Genomic DNA, 18,617 nt, shown 5'->3' with positions numbered 1-18,617 from the left:
CCGGACCTTACCTGCCGCGCTATGTCTGCCGGTGCCAACAGCGCAACGGAAAGGGGACCGAATGGACTGGCTTGAAAACTTACGGCGCAGTTTCCTCGACTGGCAAGCCATGGCGGACGTGCTGCCAAGCATGATCACCATCGGATTGAAGAACACCTTGATCCTCGCCGCCGCATCCACGGTGCTCGGCATGATCCTGGGCATGATCCTTGCGGTCATGGGCATCTCGCAATCGCGCTGGTTGCGCATTCCGGCTCGCGTCTACACCGATATTTTCCGTGGCCTTCCGGCGATTGTCACGATTCTGCTCATCGGCCAGGGCTTTGCCCGCGTCGGCCGTGAGATCTTCGGGCCGTCGCCCTTTCCGCTCGGCATCCTCGCCCTCAGCCTGATCGCCGGCGCCTATATCGGCGAAATCTTCCGCTCCGGCATCCAGAGCGTCGAGCGTGGGCAGATGGAGGCCTGCAGGGCGCTCAGCATGAGCTACGGCCAGGGCATGCGCCTGATCGTGATACCGCAAGGCATCCGCCGCGTCTTGCCGGCCCTGGTCAACCAGTTCATCGGCAACGTCAAGGATTCGAGCCTTGTCTACTTCCTCGGCCTGCTCGCGTCGGAGCGTGAGATCTTCCGGGTCGGGCAGGACCAGGCGGTGGTCACCGGAAACCTCTCGCCATTGCTTCTGGCTGGTGTCTTCTATCTCGTCATCACCGTGCCGTTGACCCATGTGGTCAACTACATCGACAACTCGCTGCGGGTCGGCAAGCAAAGGCCTGGCCTCGTCACCAGCGGCCTTGCCGAAGTCAGCGAACTGGAAAGCGCCATCGGCGGCCCGCCTTCGGAGACCAGCCCTGAAGACCGCTCGGCGCTGCCCCGGTTCAAGGGCGGCAGTCTCGCCGTCACCGATCTCGACATGGCCTACGGCGATCTCAATGTTCTCAAAGGCGTCAGCCTGACGGTCAAGCCTGGCACGGTCACATGCGTCATTGGTCCATCAGGTTCGGGCAAGTCGACCTTGCTGCGCTGCCTCAACCGCCTGGTCGAGCCCAAGGGCGGCGACGTGTTGCTCGATGGCGCGAGCATCCTGGCGATGAAGACTGAAAAGCTGCGCCGGCGTGTCGGCATGGTGTTCCAGCAGTTCAATCTGTTTCCCGACCACACGGCCCTGGAAAACGTCATGCTGTCGCTGACGAAGGTAAAAGGCCTCCCGGTGCCGGAGGCCGAGCGCATCGCCGAGGCGCGCCTTGCCGATGTCGGGCTGGCTGCCCGCAAGAACCATCGTCCCGGCAGCCTATCCGGTGGTCAGCAGCAGCGGGTGGCAATCGCCCGCGCGCTGGCAATGGACCCGGAGGTCATCCTGTTCGACGAGGTTACGAGCGCTCTCGATCCCGAACTGGTGAAGGGCGTCCTAAATCTGATGGCGGATCTCGGCCGGCGCGGCATGACGATGGTTGTCGTCACCCATGAAATGGGCTTTGCTCGCAAGGTGGCCGATCAGGTCGTCTTCATGGATGAGGGCCGCGTCATCGAGGCCGGCACGCCCGCTGCGATCTTCGATACACCGAAAAGCGCACGCCTGAAGCACTTCCTAGCCGAAGTGCTTTGATCCCACGATCGCGGCCCCCTGAAACGGTCGCCCCACCAACCTCCACCAATCGAAAGAATATCCCATGGCTACCTCACGTTCGGTCTCAAAGGTCGTTGTTGTCGGGGGCGGCATTTTCGGTGTCTCCTCGGCGGTTCATCTTGCGAGGCTCGGGATCGAAACCGTTCTGGTCAATGATGGACCGCTCGCCAATGGAGCTTCCGGCCGCTCGCTCGCCTGGTTGAATTCCGCGCGCAGGCGATCAGCGGAGTATCATCGCCTGCGCATGATCGGTATCGACCGCTACCGCACGCTCTCGGCAAGATATCCGGATGTTGCCTGGCTGCGCTTTGACGGCGGCCTGACATGGGATGCCGATGACGCCTCCAACGAGATCGCGGATATCTTCGCCCATGAAAAGGGCCTCGGCTATGACGCGCAACATCTGTCCGCGGGTGCCATCGCTTCAGCTACCCCCGGCATCGCCGCAAGCGCTGTCACGCCTCAAGGTGCGATCTTCAACCCTGGCGAGGGGTGGGTCGACCTGCCGTCGCTGATCGAGATATTGATCGCGGAATTCCTGCAGCGTGGCGGGCAACTGGTCACCGACGCCGGAAGCGCCGCGGTCACCGTCATTGACGGCCGCGCCACCGGCGTGACCACGACAAACGGCGCCAGCTTCGCTGCCGATGCGGTCCTGCTGGCGACCGGCGGCGACGTGCCGCGAATGGTCGCGGTCACCGGGGAGCATATCGACGACGGATCGCCGATCGCTCTGCTGGTCAGGACCAAATCGGTCGATTTGCCCCTCCGGGCCGTGCTCAACACACCGCGCGTCGCCATCCGCCCGACGCCGGACGGAGCTCTCGCGCTCGATTCCGCCTGGTCGGAAGAAGAGGTGGCCGTCGATTCCGACGGCACCTATGGTGTGAAGGATTCGACCGTACAGGGCCTTCTCGATGAAGCCTCGAAGGTTCTTGAGGGTCATCCGAAACTGGAACTGGAAAGCTACGGCGTCGGCCCCAAGCCGATCCCCGGCGACGGCGAGCCGGTCTTCGGCCAGCTGAAGGACATCCAGGGATATTACGTCGCCTTCAGCCACAGCGGCGCGACGCTTGGGCTGATTGCCGGCGAACTGCTTGCCGGCGAGATCGCCACCGGAAAAGAACATCCGCTCCTTGCAAACTTTCGGCCAACTCGATTTTCTTGAGTACCAAATCCAAGGGCAATTGCGCCAAGCCGAACAATAGCCGGCGGTTGCGGTCGACCGTTGCAGACAATGGTGACTTCGTCCCTCGTCGCGCTGGGTTTGGCTTCAAATTCTCACCTTCTTGGGCATCGGGATCGCGCTGCCGAATATTGTGATCTCCGTCCTGGCGACCGTCATCGGCCATCAGCAAGTAGAGGGTTGAATACTCACCGACGCCGGGCGGTAGCGATATCGCGGAATCGCGGTGGCACCGTATACGCCAGCGCTGGCCAGCCAGTAATTCGGTGAGAAAGGTGGGAAGATTCATGGCCGCCCGCCCTGACTGACTTGGTTGAGCGTTTCGCAACGCCACCGCCCATCCTAAGATTGAGGAGCTTTTCCTAGCTGTCCCACCCAAGATAGACTCCCGGCAGTGCCGCCATGTCATCACTGATCACCTGGACCTCCCGGCCACTAGCCACGGCCCTCAGCTGAAAAGCCCGATCCGATTCAGGTAGTAAAGCGTTTGGAGGCTTGCGCGATGGAGTGCCAAGCATCGAGGAGCCGTACGGGTGGCTCTGACGGTGAAAAACGCCGACTTGCAGCAAACCCGCGCAGCCGCACGATCGCGTGCATCAGCAATCCCCCGCTGGCGGCACTCCCCCCGATCGGGTGTTCCCTGTCCGGAATCCGTTTGCTCGGAGTGACGCTAACCGAATTTGGGCGACACCTGATCCGGGCCAGGTCGGCAAATCTCCCTGACTATCTAGGCCGTAAACTCATAAATACGAGATGGCCGGGATGGGTGGCTAACGGACAAACCAAAAGGGTGTATCTGCTCCAATTTGATATAGCTCTTCAAACATATCTGCACTGATCTTCTCGAGCTTTGCCTCAGCCATGCCTTCGCGCCAGCTGACATCAATCAGCGACGGACAGTGGTCTCCGTTGCGCTGCTCAAGTCCAACACTGTTGCGAGTGACCTGCCCGTTGGGAAAGATCTCCACAGACCGCAAAACATTGTCAGCCGCCTCATCTACCTCATACAGTAGCCAGAGCGGTTCACCTTCCGGCACAATGTCATCCGGCCAGCGTCCACGAAAGTAGGTGTAAGAGTTCTCGCTCATGGGCGAAATTTAGTCTTTCTGCCTTCGTTGTTGAATGTCCGAATGGGTCGTCTATCGACTGGCGGCTTTCATGTTGCGGTGAAATCTGATTCACGCTCGGCATGAGCCGATATGACCTGACTGAGTTCGAGTGGTAAGCGATCCAGCCACATCTGCCCAACAAGTTGCGGGGCGTCCCGCGCGTGGACGACCGCCGTGTGATGAACGGTATTTTCTGGGTGTTGCGCTCAGGCGCTCGCTGGGCCGATCTTCCCGCCCGCTATGGGCCGCCTGCGACAATCTACAATCGGTTCAACCGCTGGCGCAAAGCTGGGGTCTGGGACCGCCTGATGAGGGCCGTCACCAAGACCTATGACGGCGAAGTTCGGAAGATCGACACTTCTATTGTTCGCGTCCACCAGCAGGGTGCGACGGCAAAAAAGGGGGCCGAGATCATTGTCTCGGTCGTTCCCGAGGCGGGCTTACAACTAAAATCCATGCTCTTGTTGACGCGCAAGGCAGGCCGATCAAGCTGTTACTGACGGCAGGCCAGAAGAGCGACATCGCATCCGCAGCGGACTTGATCAAGAATTTGCCTGAAGGGGCCATGCTGCTCGCCGACAAAGGCTATGATGCCGACGCTTTGCGCGCTGCCATCACCGAACAAAATGCTTGGGCCAAATATCCCGCCAAAGGCCAATCGCCAAGACCCGATCTGCTTCAGCCCGTTCCTCTACAAGGCGCGTAACCTCGTCGAGCGCTTCTTCAACAAAGCCAAGCAGTTCCGCTGCATCGCAACTCGATACGACAAGCTGGCCGAGAACTACCTAGCCGCACTCAAACTCGTCTCAATTCGCATCTGGCTACGCGGTAATGAGTCTACGTCCTAGGAAGCAGCATCGTTATCGAATTGCTTTGCGAATGCGGTCAGTCAGCGTTTGCTCAACATCGAAGTAACCCTGCCAGGCGTCGGGCTCTTGAGCCCGCGCGGCAGCGGCAAGGACGTCGAACGTGGTAGCGCTTTTGAAAGTCGGCAACTCGTCCCAGGTGACCGGCACGGCGCAGGAGGCACCGGGCCGCGCACGGGTCGACCAGGGGCAGATTGCCGTTGCGCCTTGTCCGTTGCGTAGGTAGTCAAGAAACATGCGGCCCTTGCGCTTCGCCTTGCTCATGTTGGCCACGAAACGCGAAGGGTCGGTGCGAGCCAGCAGTTCAGCGAAGTCCTGGCAGAAGCTTTTGACCTTCTCCCAGTTTGCTTCGGGAATAATCGGAACGACGACGTGAACGCCCTTGCCGCCGGATAGCAACGGCCACGACTGCAGGCCGAGCGCTTCCAGAATGCTTCGGATATCAAGCGCTGCCTGCTTGACGTCACGGAAGTTCAGGCCCTCGTCCGGATCTATGTCGAAGATCATGCGATGTGGCAGGCTCGGCTGCTGCCGCAGGCTGCCCCAGACATGGAATTCGAGCACGTTCATCTGTACGCCGGCGATCAGCCCGGCCAGGTCGTCGACCCAGAGGATGCGGCTTTCCTTGCCGGACATCTTCTCCAGCTGCCCGTCATGGATGGCCTTCGGCATGCCAGGCAACTAGTGCTTCTGAAAGAAGCTCTGCTGCAGGTCGCCGTCGGTGTCGCGCACCAGCGAAAGGGGCCGATCCTGGATGTGCGGTAGCATCCTCTCGGCAACCGCTGCGTAGTACGCGACGAGCGTCGCCTTTGTCGCCTTGGTTCCGGGGTACATGAGCTTGTCCGGATGCGTGAGTTTGACTCCGACCGCAGCGGCGATCTCCTTGCCGATTGCCGGATCGAGGTCGGCGGAACCAGACGTCTTCGCCACTTCCATGACGACCTGATCGGCTCGCTTGTCTTCACGCATCCCCTCGAAACTGGGATGCCGCAGACTGCCATCTGGCGTCACCTCTGAATAGGTTACCTCGGCAACGAGTTCGGGCTTCACCCAGCGGGCGCGACGCGCGATGTCGAGCGGCACAGAGGAAAAAGCCGGTTTTTCCATTCGCCGTCGTTCAAGCTGGGCAAGGATCTTGTTGCGCATCGCCTCGGTGAAGCCGGTGCCAACACGTCCCCGGTACACCAGCTTGCCATTCTCGTATGTGCCCAGGATCAGCGATGCCATGCCGCGGCCAGTGTCGCTCGGGCGGTAGCCGCCGACCACGAATTCCTGTCGTTTCGTGCACTTGATCTTGAGCCAGGTGGCAGTTCGGTCGCCGACATAGCGGCTGTCCGCGCGCTTGGCGATCACTCCCTCGTGGCCCCCGGCGCACATGGTCTCGAGGATTTTCTCTCCATGATCGGCAATATGGCTGGAAAACTGCAGAGCATCATCCGGGTCGGGTTCGCCCAAAAGCTCCGCAAGCCGCTCCTTGCGCTCGAGGAGCGGTTGGTTCGAGATATCGCCGCCGTTAAGTTCCAGCAGGTCGAAGGCGTAGAACTTGAGCGGCATGCCGGCAGCAATGCCAGTTTTGAGCATGGAGAAATTCGTGCGGCCCTGGCTGTCGATTGCGACGATTTCACCGTCGATCAGCGCCGAGCCTTTGGTGAGTTTCCGCAGCGGTGGGAGGACCACCTTGAACTGGCGGGTCCAGTCGTGACCGTTGCGGGTGTAGACGACGACTTCCGATCCGGAGACAGCGACCTGGGCTCGATAGCCGTCGAACTTCATCTCGAAGAGCCAATCGGCGCCCACCGGAATGTCGTCGGTCAGCGTGCAGAGCTGAAATGGCCGAAACGTGGGGAGTGGGTATCGCGGGGTAGAGTCTGAGTCTCTGCGCCGTGTACGCTTTTTGCCGAGGGCGGCCTCTACGGCCGACATGCCGAACTCGAATACATGGTGCGATTCAATCCTCGCCCTGGGATTTTGTTCCACACGCGCGTCGTTGAATTGAACCGGAAGAGTCCGGCTGCGTTGTTCAGAACTGGAACGCAACCTTGGAGCAAGAAAATGGCAACTACTCAAACAACTCGCGGCCGCAGCCAGGATCGCGCGAAGGTCGCTGGTGGGCAGGATCATGAAAGTCAAGTATGAGGCGGGCAAGACCGGAGCAAGCAAGCCCGAGGTGAAGTCGGCCGTGAAATCGGTTGGTAACAGCCGCAAGAAGGTTGAGGACAAGCTCAAGAAATAGCTGGGTGCGCAAGCGATGATCCGTATCGCCACCTTCAATGTAAACGGTGTTAACGGTCGGCTGCCGGTCCTCCTCGCGTGGCTCAGGGCCACGCGTTATGACGTCGTCTGTCTTCAAGAACTGAAAACATCCGACGAGAAGTTTCCGGTTGAGGCGATCCGCGAGACGGGATACGGCGCGATCTGGCACGGCCAGAAATCCTATAATGGTGTTGCTATCCTGGCTCGCGGAGCAGACCCCGTTGAGCGCCGGCGCGGGCTTCCCGGCGACCCTGACGACAGCCATAGCCGCTATATCGAGGCGGAGGTTAGTGGGCTCGTTGTCGGCTGCCTGTACTTGCCAAACGGAAATCCCGCCCCTGGTCCCAAGTTTGATTACAAGCTGCGTTGGTTCGACCGCCTGATCAGCTACGGCCGGGGTCTCCTCAAAGAGGGCGCACCGACCGTGATGTGTGGCGACTACAATGTCGTCCCAACCCCGATTGATGCAGTGGTGCCGCGACGATGGCTTGGCGATGCAGTGTACTTTCCCGAGAGTCGGCAAGCCTATGCCGGGATGCTTGAGGATGGCTGGGTCGATGCGGTCCGGCGCATCCATCCGCAAAGGGGTGTCTATACTTATTGGAATCACACCTATGGCGGCGGCTACGACAGGAGTTCGGGCCTGCGAATGGACCATCTTCTGGTCAGTCCCTCGCTGTCGCCTCGGCTTGGCGATGCCGGGGTGGATGTAGAGACCCGGGCCTGGGAGAAGCCGAGCGATCATGCGCCGGCGTGGATAGAGCTTGAGTAGCCCGAGTCGAGGCGATCCCGCCAGCGATTCAGACGGCGTTCGTTGCTGCGGGCTGCTAACTTCGCCACTCTTTGTCAGAAATTTGTAGCATTCGTCGGAAGGGCGGCGGGTCTTGCAGCATTACTACGCCTTGCACTGCCTCAGGTAGTCGAAACCAGCCGCCGAACTAGATCGCGGCGCTGATTGCGTGCGTCACCCGATGTTTTTCGATCTGCCCGACTATGATCACGCTTTGGCAGTGCCGGAGAACTTTTGCGATCGAGCCAATTCCAAAGCGGTCGATGCGCTTGCGCGCGACTACGCCAATAAGATATCGACGTAGCAAGCATGAAGGATCTCTGGATCGACTGCCTCACCGTCGCAACCAACAAAGACGACCACGCCATACGCAGACGTCGTTACTGACAGGCCAAAGGGCGGTATCTTCCCGGATCTAGCGGATAGCGTCAGCCAGCGCGTCCCGTGAGCAAATGCTATGCAATCCCGGTCTATCTCCACCGGCACCGCAAGTCCGGGCACCACTTTCACGCCTTCCTCATCCAGCTCGAAACTCGAATCGACGATCGTGACGACCGTCGCATGGATCCGTCCGGTGCGAACCGTCGTGCGTAGCAATTGGCCAACTGCCGACGATTCATAGACGATTGTGCTGTCCTTCTGCGCCTCTAGGACGTCAATGCCACTCCGGTTACAAGCGAAAGCGGCAAACCCCGTTTCGCCTGCGGCCCGCGGATTTCTTTGGACTTTCCACCCCTGTCGATGCCGAAACTCTTCAAGAGGACGGTATGTCCGCTTCGGCTTTGATTAGGGCAGGATCGCCCTTATTCCAGAAACATCAGGGCTGTGGCCAGAAATCCCATTCCGAAGCAAGAGGCCATCGAATAGGCGATCATCCCAACAGCCAGATAAGCGCCGCTGCCTGCCGGTATATGGCTGCCGATAGCGCCAAAGGCCACGAGGCAGCCCGCCACCGTCAATCCGATGATCGCGCCTGCAGCAAGGTTTTTGATCACAAAAAGCACCAGTGGAGGCATGGACTGTGCTCCCGGAAAGAGTCGCGGGCGTTTGCCGCCGGCTGAAATTCAGCAACTGACACCTAACGGCAAGACACGCGTCCGGGTTGCCTCCTGTCTGTTTTCTTTCGGGACCGGGTCGACACTGAGGTCCTGTGCAATGGACAGCCGATCGGGCGCACAGGGTTCCGATCGAGTGGTCGAGCTCCAGCGCCACAGCGGCCGTAACCCGTGAGCGCTTCAAGGTTCTCAGCAACCTACCCTTCAGCCGACTGGATCATCACGAAATAGCGGCGGGAACGCTCTACGTGACTCGGGTTGGAACAATGCCGGGGAAATCATCTAAAACAGAAGAGAACAATATGCACAAACAGGCGGGTAGCCGACCCATACAGTGAGCGGGCTTTTAGCCTGCAAGGCTATTTTCACGGTATCAAGCGGTCCAGGGATGGCTATCTCCTTAGGTTCAAATCGCGAACGGTCACATCGGGAGCAGCAGCCGGGATCGCGATGCTGCCTCCCCGCGACGCTGTCAAAGCCACGCTAATTCGGCGTAACCAGCAAACGTGTGGCTAGCTGCAGGTCAGCTGTCTCCAAACCCTCTCCCAGAATCGGGCGAAAATTGGCCGAAGGAGTGCTTGGGCGGCCTCGTGTCGTCCGCGTATCGCCAACAGCGAAGCGAGGTCAATAGCGCTCCGCAGCCCCCATGCGCGAGCCCCCTGACGATCGCTGCACCGCGCGTTGACGGGCGGCGGTCGACCACCGCCTTCCCGAGCCCAACCGGGAACCAGGCCCCAGCGCGCCGAGACAAGGCCGCCCATGCTGGTCGACAACTCCTCACGCATGATGATCGGATAGGTCAGGCTCGGCGCGCTGTTTCACAGCGGGAAGCTGTTGCTCAGTCGTTCGACATCGCCCGGATGGGCGAATTCGAACCGACGAACCATGTCGGGGATTGTCGTCTTTACGAAAACGCGTCCACACAGATTACGTCATGCTCAATCGTTGCCGTCAGGGAAGACCAAAATGGGAACGAGTCAAGGCGACGATTGCCTTCGCAGCCAAGCCTCAGACTGCTCGTTGTTGAACGCAACCGCTTCCTCCAGCGAGGGAAACTGCCGCGCCGTTATCGATCCGTCCGGCATCATCTGGACTGCCAAAAAAGGCAGGCCCTTGATGGGTGGTGGGTAAATTACGAAGGTTGGCGCAACCTGCTGATTCACTCAGGGAGCCCCGGTTCGAAATGTATGATCGCGTCGAGGATCGTGCGGTAGAGACTGTCGACCTCTTCGTCTATTTCGGCCCGCTTAATTCCGATCGCCTTGGCGTTGGCAATGAGCTTGTGGGCGAGCTCGTCCACCTCCGCATGGGCAGTTTCGGGAACAGTGTTGGCGATCCACTGGTCCAGGAAGTTGCTGCCGCGCGCGCTCATTGACGCTTAAGCTTCGTCGCCGGCTTTGGTTCCTGCGAGGACAATTGCGCGGCTTTAAGCCGCTGCTCTCTCAATCGAGCGGTCTTATCGGCCCTTGCCTTCCGCTCCGCATCCAGCACAAGCTTGCTTTCCCGGTCGGCTCTTTCGATCCTTTCGCGATCGACCTTGCGTTGCGTCATGACAGCCTCCTTTGGAAGGACAAGCCAAGAAAGAAATGAGTCTGAAAAGGTTCAACACGAAATTCAGCCGTCCAATGTCAAACGTTATTGCCGTGGCCTTCGGTCCAGGCGTCTTCGCGGACCCTCACCCTCCACTGAGAGTTTATGCAGGCCGAGGCCGATCCGTTGGCCCTCTGCGAAGGCCCGCGCATACGATTCGATCTCGAACGACTTGATTGTCGCGTTGCCATTCCGCACAACGCGAACGAACCACTCGCCGAGGTTCTCGGTTATTTCGACGGAATCGGGGGGTATTTCTGAAGCCATGCTTCCTCCCAAGATTGGGCGAAAGCACCGGAGTTGGCTTCCAAGCGACCGTTTGCCGTGCAGTTGCGGGCGACTTAAGGATCCTACGCTATCTGGGAGATCCCGGACACAACATTTGTGTGTCACGGCCTAAGAATCAATCTGAATATGAAAAGTCATAGCCACTTGCAGAAGCTGGCGGCCCCTCTCGTCCCGGACCTTGAATGGCAGCTCCCGATGGGGGCCATCCGGCAACACTTCCTTTATCACCTGGCGGCCTCACGCTTGACGGCATCGAAACTGGATAAGTCTGTCCCCACCTCGTCGGGCTGAGCTACGCCATTATCCAAAAAGTCGAAGAATAGAGCGCCATAGGCGTTCAATCTCACAACCATGAAAAAGTTTCCTGAAAGCGAGAATTTCGTGAGCCGCCCTGTGCGAAAATCCTCGACCAGGGTGCGATATTTTGAGGTCCAATCGAGACCGTTGCACGTGTAATACGAGTGCCATCCTCGTCGATGACGAGCTGCGAGCGATAGCCGTCGAACTTCACCTCGTGCAGCCAGTTCTCGCCGTCGGGCAGCTGGTCGACAAGGGTCGGCACTCGGACCTCGGTCCTACGGTTCCGACGGCCTGGAGGGTGAGTTCGAGGACGAACTCACCCTCCAGAAGCTATATGAAGCTCACGAGCTCAAGCCGGCGATCGAGGAAGCGTCGGTGCGGGTCAGCGGCTGATTGCATCCCCGTTCACTTGCCTGCGTGGAATCTATCGTTCGGGCGTCAACCAATCCTGTTCGACGAGATCGCGCAATTTGTTGGCGCGGTCGAGCGCCTGTCTGCTGGCGGCTTGTCACGAAGCGTCCCATGAAGCTTTTGCGATTTCGGGCAACCGCGTCATTGTTGCAGACGCGATCTGCTCCGGAGCGGACTGCACGACGCCATGCTGGCCATCTACGAGAGCCGCTTTGGGATGCAAGTGGAGACGGTCACCCCTGCCGATCTCGTGGCGGCGGGAATCGATGGAATGCTTTGAGCAGGAGTGAGCGCGCATGAGAAAGCAGCAGTGCATCATCGAGACGCTAGGAGTATCGTCCCGTTTCGATTTCGCACAGGAAGGCCGGCAGCGCATCGACTTCCTCGCTTCCTATCTGCGGGCATCGGGTCTCGGCACTTATGTGCTCGGGATCAGCGGCGGAGTTGATTCGTTGGCTGCGTTCCTGGCGCAACGCGCCGTCGATGATCACGGCTGGCCGGAAACGAGGCAGAGTTTCTGGCCGTTCGGCTTCCTTATGGAACCCAGGCTGACGAGAGCCACACACAGCGGACACGATACAGGCGGACGAGGTCCTCCGCATCGACATCCGGCCGGCTACCGACGCGATGTTGGCGTCTATAAGGTTCGCCGGCGCTCATCTTAGGATGCCGGCCGTTAGGATTTCGTGCTCGGCAACATCAAAGCGCGTCAGCGCATGATTGCCCAATTCGCGCTGGCCGGCGCGCCCGGATCAGCGCCTGGAAGGCCGAGAGGTCGACGACGCCGACTACAGTCGGATACTTCACATGCTTCGGGCAACGCACACAAGCGCGCGCTTCCGGTCGCGCTTATCCGCCTGCCCTCTTCTGCCTGATCAAAGCCGGCATTTACCGCGAACCCGCACACCTTTGCCCCAAGAAGTGGACGACGGACGCCCCCGGCAATGGGCGACCGATGCAATTCTCGCAGCGGCGAATGTCACTTCTGTACTAGGATTTCGGAACAACGAGGCGCGCCAGAGCTTAGGCTTTGAATTCAGCGAGAGGTTACGATGCGCGCACTCACCTGGCACGGCAAACATGACATTCGTTGCGAGAGCGTGCCCGACCCCACGATCGAAGCGCCTACGGACGCGATTATCAAGGTCACCTCCTGCGCCATCTGCGGCTCCGATCTCCACCTCTACAATGGCGTTATTCCCGACATGCACAGCGGCGATGTGCTCGGCCACGAGAACATGGGCGAGGTTGTCGAAGTCGGATCCAGCGTCTCCAACCTAAAGGTTGGCGACCGCGTCGTGGTGCCGTTCGTCATCGCCTGTGGCGAGTGCTTCTTCTGCAAGCGCGGCGCCTTCTCCGGCTGCGAGCGGTCCAATCCGCAGAAAAGCAAGGAAAAGGCTCAGACATTGTGGGGTCATTCGCCAGCTGGCCTTTTTGGCTACTCGCACCTCCTCGGTGGTTTCCCTGGCGGCCAGGCGGAGTATCTTCGCGTACCCTACGCCGATGTCGGGCCGATCAAGGTGCCGGCAGGCCTGAGCGACGAACAGGTGCTATTCCTCTCCGACATTTTTCCAACTGGCTACATGGCGGCGGACTTCTGCGACATCCAACAGGGTGACACGATCGCCATTTGGGGCTGCGGCCCGGTGGGACAGATGGCGATCAGGAGCGCGTTTCTGCTTGGGGCAGAGCGCGTTATCGCCATTGATACGGTTCCGGAGCGATTGGAACTGGCGCGCGCCGCCGGCGCCATCACAGTCGATTTCCTGGATGAAGATGTCTACGACCGCATCCAGGAGTTGACCAAAGGGCGCGGAGCAGACGCCAGTATCGATGCGGTCGGTACCGAGCCGCTGGCCAATTCCAGCTTCTACGCGATGGTCGACCGGGTGAAGGTCGCGACCTTCATGGGCACGGACCGGCCGCATGTCCTGCGTCAGGCAATCCACTGCACGCGCAACTTTGGCACGGTCTCCATTGTCGGCGTCTACGGCGGATTTCTCGACAAGATCCCATTTGGATCCGCCATCAACCGGGGTCTGACGATGCGCATGGCCCAGACGCCGGTACAGGGCTATTTGTCGAAACTTCTTGTTCATATCGAGAACGGCGACATCGACCCATCCTTCGTGATCACCCACACGGCGAGCCTCGAGGAGGGCCCTGACCTCTACAAGATGTTCAACGACAAGAAGGACGGCTGCATCAAAGTCGTTCTCAAGCCCTGACGACGGAGGTAGCACATGTCTGATCCCTCACGACCCCTCGCCATCGTCACCGGCGCCTTTAGCGGCATTGGCCTCGAACTTGCGAAACTCGCGATTGAACAGGGATATGATCTTACCATCGCTGCCGACGAACGCGATATCCACGAGGCCGCCAGGACGCTCAAGGCCCAGGGAGCCAAGGTTCAAGCCGTTCAGGCTTCCACCACCGAGGGTGTCGACCAACGCTATGATGCCCCGCGCGACCTAGGGCGTCCGGTCGAAATCCTGATCGCAAACGCCGGATGTGGCCTCGGCCACGCCTTTCTCGACCAGGATATTGACGAGGCCAAGCGCGTTGTCGACATCAACATCGTCGCGATCTACCTAACGCAAAAGGTCGGATGTGACATGCGCGAACCAAACCGGGGCAAAATACTTCTCACCGGCTCGGTTGCCGGTTTCATGCCGGGCTCTCGCTTCTTCGAAAGGGCCGATATGCTCGATACCAACGTCGGTCAGCAGGAGAAAGTCGATCCCGCCGATGTCGAAAGCAGGTTGGGACGCGATGATGCGGGGCGATGGCGACACTGTCAGCGGCCTGAAACAAAATCCAGTCCGCAGTCGCCAACGGTACGCCAGCGCGCCTGCTTGCCGAGCAGCATCGGAAGATGGCCGAGCCCGGTTCGGCTGACGACTAGTGCGTGAGCCCAATCCGCCGACTCTTGCGTGTCCCCGAGACAACGAGGATTCGAACTACAACATGAGGTGCGACTGTCTCATAGTCGGCGGCGGCCCGGCCGGGTTGGCGGCGGCGACATACCTCGGGCGGTTTCGCCGTCGGGTCATCGTCGTCGACGCCGGGGAAAGCCGCGCGAAATGGATTCCCGTCAGTTACAATTGTCCTGGTTATCCCGACGGCATCGTCGGCGTCGACCTGCTTGAACGCCTGCGGCAGCAGGCGCTGATGTGTAACGTTGACCTCATCAACGATACAGTGACGGCGCTGCTGCGCGAAGGAGATGATTTCGTCGCCGCGGCATCCTTTCCTATTCGGGCGCGCGCGGTGCTCATCGCCACCGGCATAGTCGATACGCTTCCTCCCATTCCGGATGTGGCCAACATGATCGCAAGTGGCGCGCTGCGGCTATGCCCGATTTGCGACGCCTACGAGGTTGTCGATAAACGCGTCGCCGTAATCGGCCCTGCAGACCGGGCTGCAAAGGAGGCCGTCTTCCTGCGGACTTATTCCAGAGACGTCACTTTGCTCGTGACTGATCCGATATCTGACCTTAACCCCGCCGCGTGTGAACTGCTCCACGGGGCTGACGTCACGGTGCAAGAATGCCTCCCGGATTCGATACGCGCAGAGGACCAAAAGGTTCGTGTAAGTCTTCTAGACGGGAGGACGCTTTCCTTCGACACGATCTATCCCGCCATGGGTTGCACCATGCGCTCAAAGCTCGCCATCGATCTCGGCGCGGCATTCGACGAGGCCGGCAATCTGGTCGTGGACTCACACCAGCGCACCGGCATAGCGGGCCTCTATGCAGCAGGCGACGTCGTCGACGAAATCAACCAGATCGCGGTGGCCTTTGGGCACGCGGCGATCGCCGCCGTCGCCATGCACCGCTATCTTGCGACCACCGACTAGGAAAACTGGGCGCGTTGCGGGCGGAAATGGTCGGTTCGGGGGTCGGCCCTCATGTTGAACGTTTCGGAACTTTTGGTTCGCTGGGCGCTTGTTGAGCATGCTCTTCACGACTCGGTGAACGGCAGCGCACATAAACCTCTCGACACTGATTTGCAGATCGGCCGGTCCGTAGGGCCGGCCATTGTCCCATTCAAGTCTGTCTCCATTGTTATTGTGCAGTGCAGCAACGATATTGCTGCGAGTGCGTTGCACACACGCCGTCCAATCCCGGGCGTCAAAAACAAGGACGGCTCAATTGCGAAAAGTCTCCGATAAGATCGCGCGCCTTGCAGCACTGCGCGGGCTACAAGGCACACATCCCACCTCTTTCACATCCGCCGATCGCCTCTCCCCCCTAGTAAATTTCGGCTCCAATCCTGGTGTCTTGCAGGCACAATATTATATGCCCGCTGACCTCCCGGATGGGGCGCCGCTGGTCGTTGTGCTGCACGGTTGCACCCAGAATGCAGCCAGCTACGACCATCAGTCGGGGTGGTCGCAACTCGCTGACGAGGCCGGTTTCGCGCTTCTCTACCCCGAGCAGCAACGCGCCAACAATCCGAACCTCTGCTTCAACTGGTTCCTGCCGGCAGACATTACGCGCGATCGTGGCGAGGTCTTCTCGATCCGGCAGATGATCGAGACAGTGGTCGTTGCCCACGGCCTGGACCGAAAGCAAATATTCGTCACCGGTCTTTCAGCCGGCGGCGCAATGGCCGCCGCGATGCTCGCTACTTATCCTGAGGTGTTCGCCGGCGGCGGCATCATTGCCGGGATGCCCTTCAGCTGCGCGACAACCATTCCGGCAGCGTTCGATCGGATGCGTGGCCACGGCATCCCTTCTGATCAGGAGTTGCAGCGGCTCTTGCGAAAAGCTTCCAAGCACAATGGGCAGTGGCCCAAGATTTCGATCTGGCACGGCTCCGGCGATCATATTGTGGCCTCTACCAACGCGGAATCCATCGCGGCCCAGTGGCGCGACGTGCACAAACTCGACACGGCGCCCACGCATTCGACAAGCGAGCGCGCACGAAGCCGGCGGGTCTGGGCTGACGAAGCAGGCGAGGCGAAGATCGAGATCAATATGATTGCAGGTATGGGCCACGGTACCCCCATCGGCAACGGCGTTGGCACGGCCGGGCCTTACATGCTCGATGTAGGAATTTCATCAACCGAGGAGTTGGCGCGGTTCTGGGCTCTCGGCGATGCCGTTGACGCGAGAGGGTCAGCGAGGGCTAGGTCCGCGCCGAGGCCTGCTGAGCCGAGGGTCGAGAGAAAGCCATCAGCATTTGATCTTCGGCCAGCGGCCGTGGAGCCGGCTAAGGCCAGGCTTGCAGAACCAGATCGCATAGATGTGGGGTTATCGAAGGGTCGAGCGGTGAGGAAGGTCATCGAGGACGCTCTGCGTGCCGCGGGCCTGATGCGGTAGGAGAGCGCAAACCCTTAAGGTTCCGTAAGCACGGCTAAGCGCAGTAGAGGCTCTGAACTAAGGAACGCGGTAGCTTTGTAATCGGATCCTTCTCGCCCGCGCCGACAACACCGGCCAGCCTTTCGACGTTCGGATATTTGTCGCCCATTTTTTTGCCTCTATCGGTGGAAAGCGCACCCTGGACGCGGGGTTGCGAGCCCGTCACCTACGCATTCCACAAAGCAGTAGTCAACCTCCCTGCACGACTTCCTCGGCCACTCGGTGAACAACCCCTGCGCCGCTTTTGTCCCATGAGAAGAATGGTCGCGACCGTCGAATAGCGGCATTGCCCATCAGTCGGCCGGTCGTTGCTGTCCGGTAGGCGTACGGTGCCCCCGGATAACTCTGCGTAATCATCGATGGCGAGGAAGGGCTTGTGCACCATTTGGGGAGCCAAGCGCTCATCTACCCCAGGCAGTAGAAACCTAAGCAGACCGAGAAGGCTGCGGGAGCCTCTCATGTGGCGCTTGCAACGACGCGGTGGCCGGCGGCGCTGGCGTAGCCAATGACCCAGTCTCTTGGCCGTCCCCAAAAAGGCGGCCTAGGCGAGATGGCCGCGCAAGGTCACTTCCAAGGCCAGCGAGACGGTGGAAATCAAGGCAGGCGCACGGTCAAATTTTCTCGGCGATGGAACTTCCCGACGGATTGCGGGTTCGCCGGTATAGGGACGACTGAGGCCCATTCCGGCCTGTGCAATTTGCAGGCAAGCGCCTCGCCAACAGGAGACGTCCATGAAACATCAGACACTTGAAGAACTGCATGGGGTCGCGGAAGTCGAAGAATCCTTCCCGGCCATGACGCGGCGTGAGCGTTTGGAACATTGGGCCATGCTGCTCGAACGAAATCCCGAGCGGTGTCTCGCCGCCTTCCCCGGGACGGAATACATGACCTTGGGTGTGCGCGAGAAAGCCCAGTCCCTCGGCTCCGCGATCAGCATCGCTTTCGCCGATCCAATGTTGTGCGCGCAAGGATTGAAGAACGATACGTATGGCGAAGCGAAGCGCTTCTTCGACCTAGCGGATTGGCAGTTGCACGCTATAGTTTGCCATTGCCATGTCGGCGGGAGGATGAAAGCCGGATGGGCCGCAGTTCAAGTCCGATCTGCCATCGACAAGGAAGGCAAGGCTTTCAGCAAATTGCGCGACGCCATGGCGCATTGGCCAGTATTCCGCATCCTAACTCACGCAAGTGAGTAAGAGACGCCTCAGGAAACTGAAAGAGGCAGCGGTCGGAAAAGGTCCAAGCACGTGACCGACGGTATTTTGGACCTGAGATCGCCAACCGTGAAAAAACGGGCGAGCGTCGCTCGTTTCCTTTTGCCTCATGGAGCTAGCTGCCGAGCATGTTCCTCGGAAGTGGTCCGCTGAGATCCGCAGCGTAGCGTGCTTGCTATGTATCTTGTCCAAATACTGTTGCCCCGCTCAGACAACCAGGGTGAACCCTTCCCCCGAACGGATTTCGACCGCGTGAAAGAAGAATTGGCCGCCCGCTTCGATGGGGTGACCGCCTATCTCCAGGCGCCTGCGGAGGGTCTTTGGAAGGACGGCGGAGAAACAGACCGGGACGATATCGTCGTCTTCGAGGTGATGACGCCGAAGGTGGACGCTTTGGAATGGCAGCGTCGACGCAGCGATCTAGAGCGCCGCTTCCGGCAGGATAAAATTGTGGTCCGCTACTCGAAGATAACGGTCCTTTGAAGCTTATTGTCTTGGGCTCGTCGGCCTCGGATACGTTCCAGACTGCCCTTTTATGCGACCTTCGAAACACGAATGGCGAACGT

At 59.8% G+C, this 18,617-nt stretch carries 15 protein-coding genes and 4 pseudogenes; 12 read left to right on the top strand and 7 right to left on the bottom strand.

Annotated features, from left to right (window positions below; translation table 11 throughout):
- Positions 1–61: 61 nt before the first annotated feature.
- Both EN845_RS36615 and EN845_RS06905 read left to right on the top strand, forming a co-directional pair.
- A complete protein-coding gene (locus tag EN845_RS36615) occupies positions 62–1,603 on the top strand; it encodes an amino acid ABC transporter permease/ATP-binding protein (RefSeq protein WP_135906966.1) in 1,542 nt (513 codons plus the stop codon).
- A gap of 64 nt (positions 1,604–1,667) precedes the next feature.
- Entirely contained in the window at positions 1,668–2,792 is a 1,125-nt protein-coding gene (locus EN845_RS06905) for an FAD-binding oxidoreductase (RefSeq protein WP_135906964.1), read from the top strand.
- A gap of 788 nt (positions 2,793–3,580) precedes the next feature.
- Here EN845_RS06905 and EN845_RS06900 read toward each other — a convergent pair.
- Positions 3,581–3,898, bottom strand: coding sequence for a hypothetical protein (locus tag EN845_RS06900; RefSeq protein WP_135880767.1), 318 nt, complete (start codon positions 3,896–3,898; stop codon positions 3,581–3,583).
- Between the two features lie 140 nt (positions 3,899–4,038).
- Between EN845_RS06900 and EN845_RS06895 the strand changes: the two are divergent.
- A pseudogene (locus EN845_RS06895) lies at positions 4,039–4,767 on the top strand (IS5 family transposase).
- A 12-nt stretch (positions 4,768–4,779) separates the two neighbouring features.
- Here EN845_RS06895 and ligD read toward each other — a convergent pair.
- A pseudogene (gene ligD / locus EN845_RS36745) lies at positions 4,780–6,708 on the bottom strand (DNA ligase D).
- 129 nt (positions 6,709–6,837) lie between these two features.
- Between ligD and EN845_RS06885 the strand changes: the two are divergent.
- Positions 6,838–7,018, top strand: a pseudogene (locus tag EN845_RS06885) (DUF3606 domain-containing protein).
- 15 nt (positions 7,019–7,033) lie between these two features.
- Complete coding sequence (gene xth / locus EN845_RS06880; RefSeq protein ID WP_135880769.1) at positions 7,034–7,810, top strand: exodeoxyribonuclease III; 777 nt, start codon at positions 7,034–7,036, stop codon at positions 7,808–7,810.
- A gap of 297 nt (positions 7,811–8,107) precedes the next feature.
- Here the strand turns inward: xth and EN845_RS35365 are convergent, their stop codons facing one another.
- From EN845_RS35365 to EN845_RS06845, 5 genes are all read right to left on the bottom strand, one after another.
- Positions 8,108–8,425, bottom strand: a complete 318-nt coding sequence (locus EN845_RS35365) for a hypothetical protein (protein ID WP_135906962.1) — start codon at positions 8,423–8,425, stop codon at positions 8,108–8,110.
- Between the two features lie 206 nt (positions 8,426–8,631).
- Positions 8,632–8,844: a hypothetical protein gene (locus EN845_RS06870; RefSeq protein WP_135906960.1), complete on the bottom strand. Its 213-nt coding sequence runs from the start codon at positions 8,842–8,844 to the stop codon at positions 8,632–8,634.
- Positions 8,845–10,042: 1,198 nt separating this feature from the next.
- Positions 10,043–10,255 (bottom strand): DUF768 domain-containing protein, encoded by a 213-nt coding sequence (locus EN845_RS06860; RefSeq protein ID WP_135879692.1) that lies wholly within the window; start codon positions 10,253–10,255, stop codon positions 10,043–10,045.
- The gene (locus tag EN845_RS06855; protein ID WP_135880771.1) at positions 10,252–10,434 is read right to left on the bottom strand and encodes a hypothetical protein; all 183 of its coding nucleotides are present in this window, start codon (positions 10,432–10,434) and stop codon (positions 10,252–10,254) included. Before EN845_RS06855 ends, EN845_RS06860 begins: the two co-directional genes overlap by 4 nt.
- Before the next feature lie 670 nt (positions 10,435–11,104).
- Positions 11,105–11,323: a hypothetical protein gene (locus EN845_RS06845; protein ID WP_245511653.1), complete on the bottom strand. Its 219-nt coding sequence runs from the start codon at positions 11,321–11,323 to the stop codon at positions 11,105–11,107.
- Between the two features lie 445 nt (positions 11,324–11,768).
- Here EN845_RS06845 and EN845_RS06840 point away from each other — a divergent pair, with 445 nt between their 5' ends.
- The 7 genes and pseudogenes from EN845_RS06840 (at position 11,769) to EN845_RS06810 (ending at position 18,534) form a co-directional block, all read left to right on the top strand.
- Positions 11,769–12,137, top strand: a complete 369-nt coding sequence (locus tag EN845_RS06840) for a hypothetical protein (protein ID WP_135880774.1) — start codon at positions 11,769–11,771, stop codon at positions 12,135–12,137.
- Between the two features lie 387 nt (positions 12,138–12,524).
- Complete coding sequence (locus tag EN845_RS06835; protein ID WP_135880775.1) at positions 12,525–13,700, top strand: zinc-dependent alcohol dehydrogenase; 1,176 nt, start codon at positions 12,525–12,527, stop codon at positions 13,698–13,700.
- A 15-nt stretch (positions 13,701–13,715) separates the two neighbouring features.
- Positions 13,716–14,377, top strand: a pseudogene (locus EN845_RS06830) (SDR family NAD(P)-dependent oxidoreductase).
- A 62-nt stretch (positions 14,378–14,439) separates the two neighbouring features.
- A complete protein-coding gene (locus EN845_RS06825) occupies positions 14,440–15,330 on the top strand; it encodes an NAD(P)/FAD-dependent oxidoreductase (protein WP_135906959.1) in 891 nt (296 codons plus the stop codon).
- A gap of 295 nt (positions 15,331–15,625) precedes the next feature.
- Positions 15,626–16,798 carry a PHB depolymerase family esterase gene (locus EN845_RS06820; protein WP_135906957.1) on the top strand — a complete coding sequence of 391 codons (1,173 nt, stop codon included), beginning with the start codon at positions 15,626–15,628 and terminating at the stop codon, positions 16,796–16,798.
- A 770-nt stretch (positions 16,799–17,568) separates the two neighbouring features.
- A complete protein-coding gene (locus EN845_RS06815; protein ID WP_135906955.1) occupies positions 17,569–18,033 on the top strand; it encodes a hypothetical protein in 465 nt (154 codons plus the stop codon).
- 270 nt (positions 18,034–18,303) lie between these two features.
- Positions 18,304–18,534: a hypothetical protein gene (locus EN845_RS06810; protein WP_335930848.1), complete on the top strand. Its 231-nt coding sequence runs from the start codon at positions 18,304–18,306 to the stop codon at positions 18,532–18,534.
- Positions 18,535–18,617 lie beyond the last annotated feature (83 nt).

Origin of the sequence: Mesorhizobium sp. M8A.F.Ca.ET.202.01.1.1, from assembly GCF_004791595.1 — a bacterium.
Taxonomy (GTDB): Bacteria; Pseudomonadota; Alphaproteobacteria; order Rhizobiales; family Rhizobiaceae; genus Mesorhizobium.
Note: the sequence above shows the minus strand (reverse complement) of the source record. Positions and strands in the feature narration are given on the sequence as shown.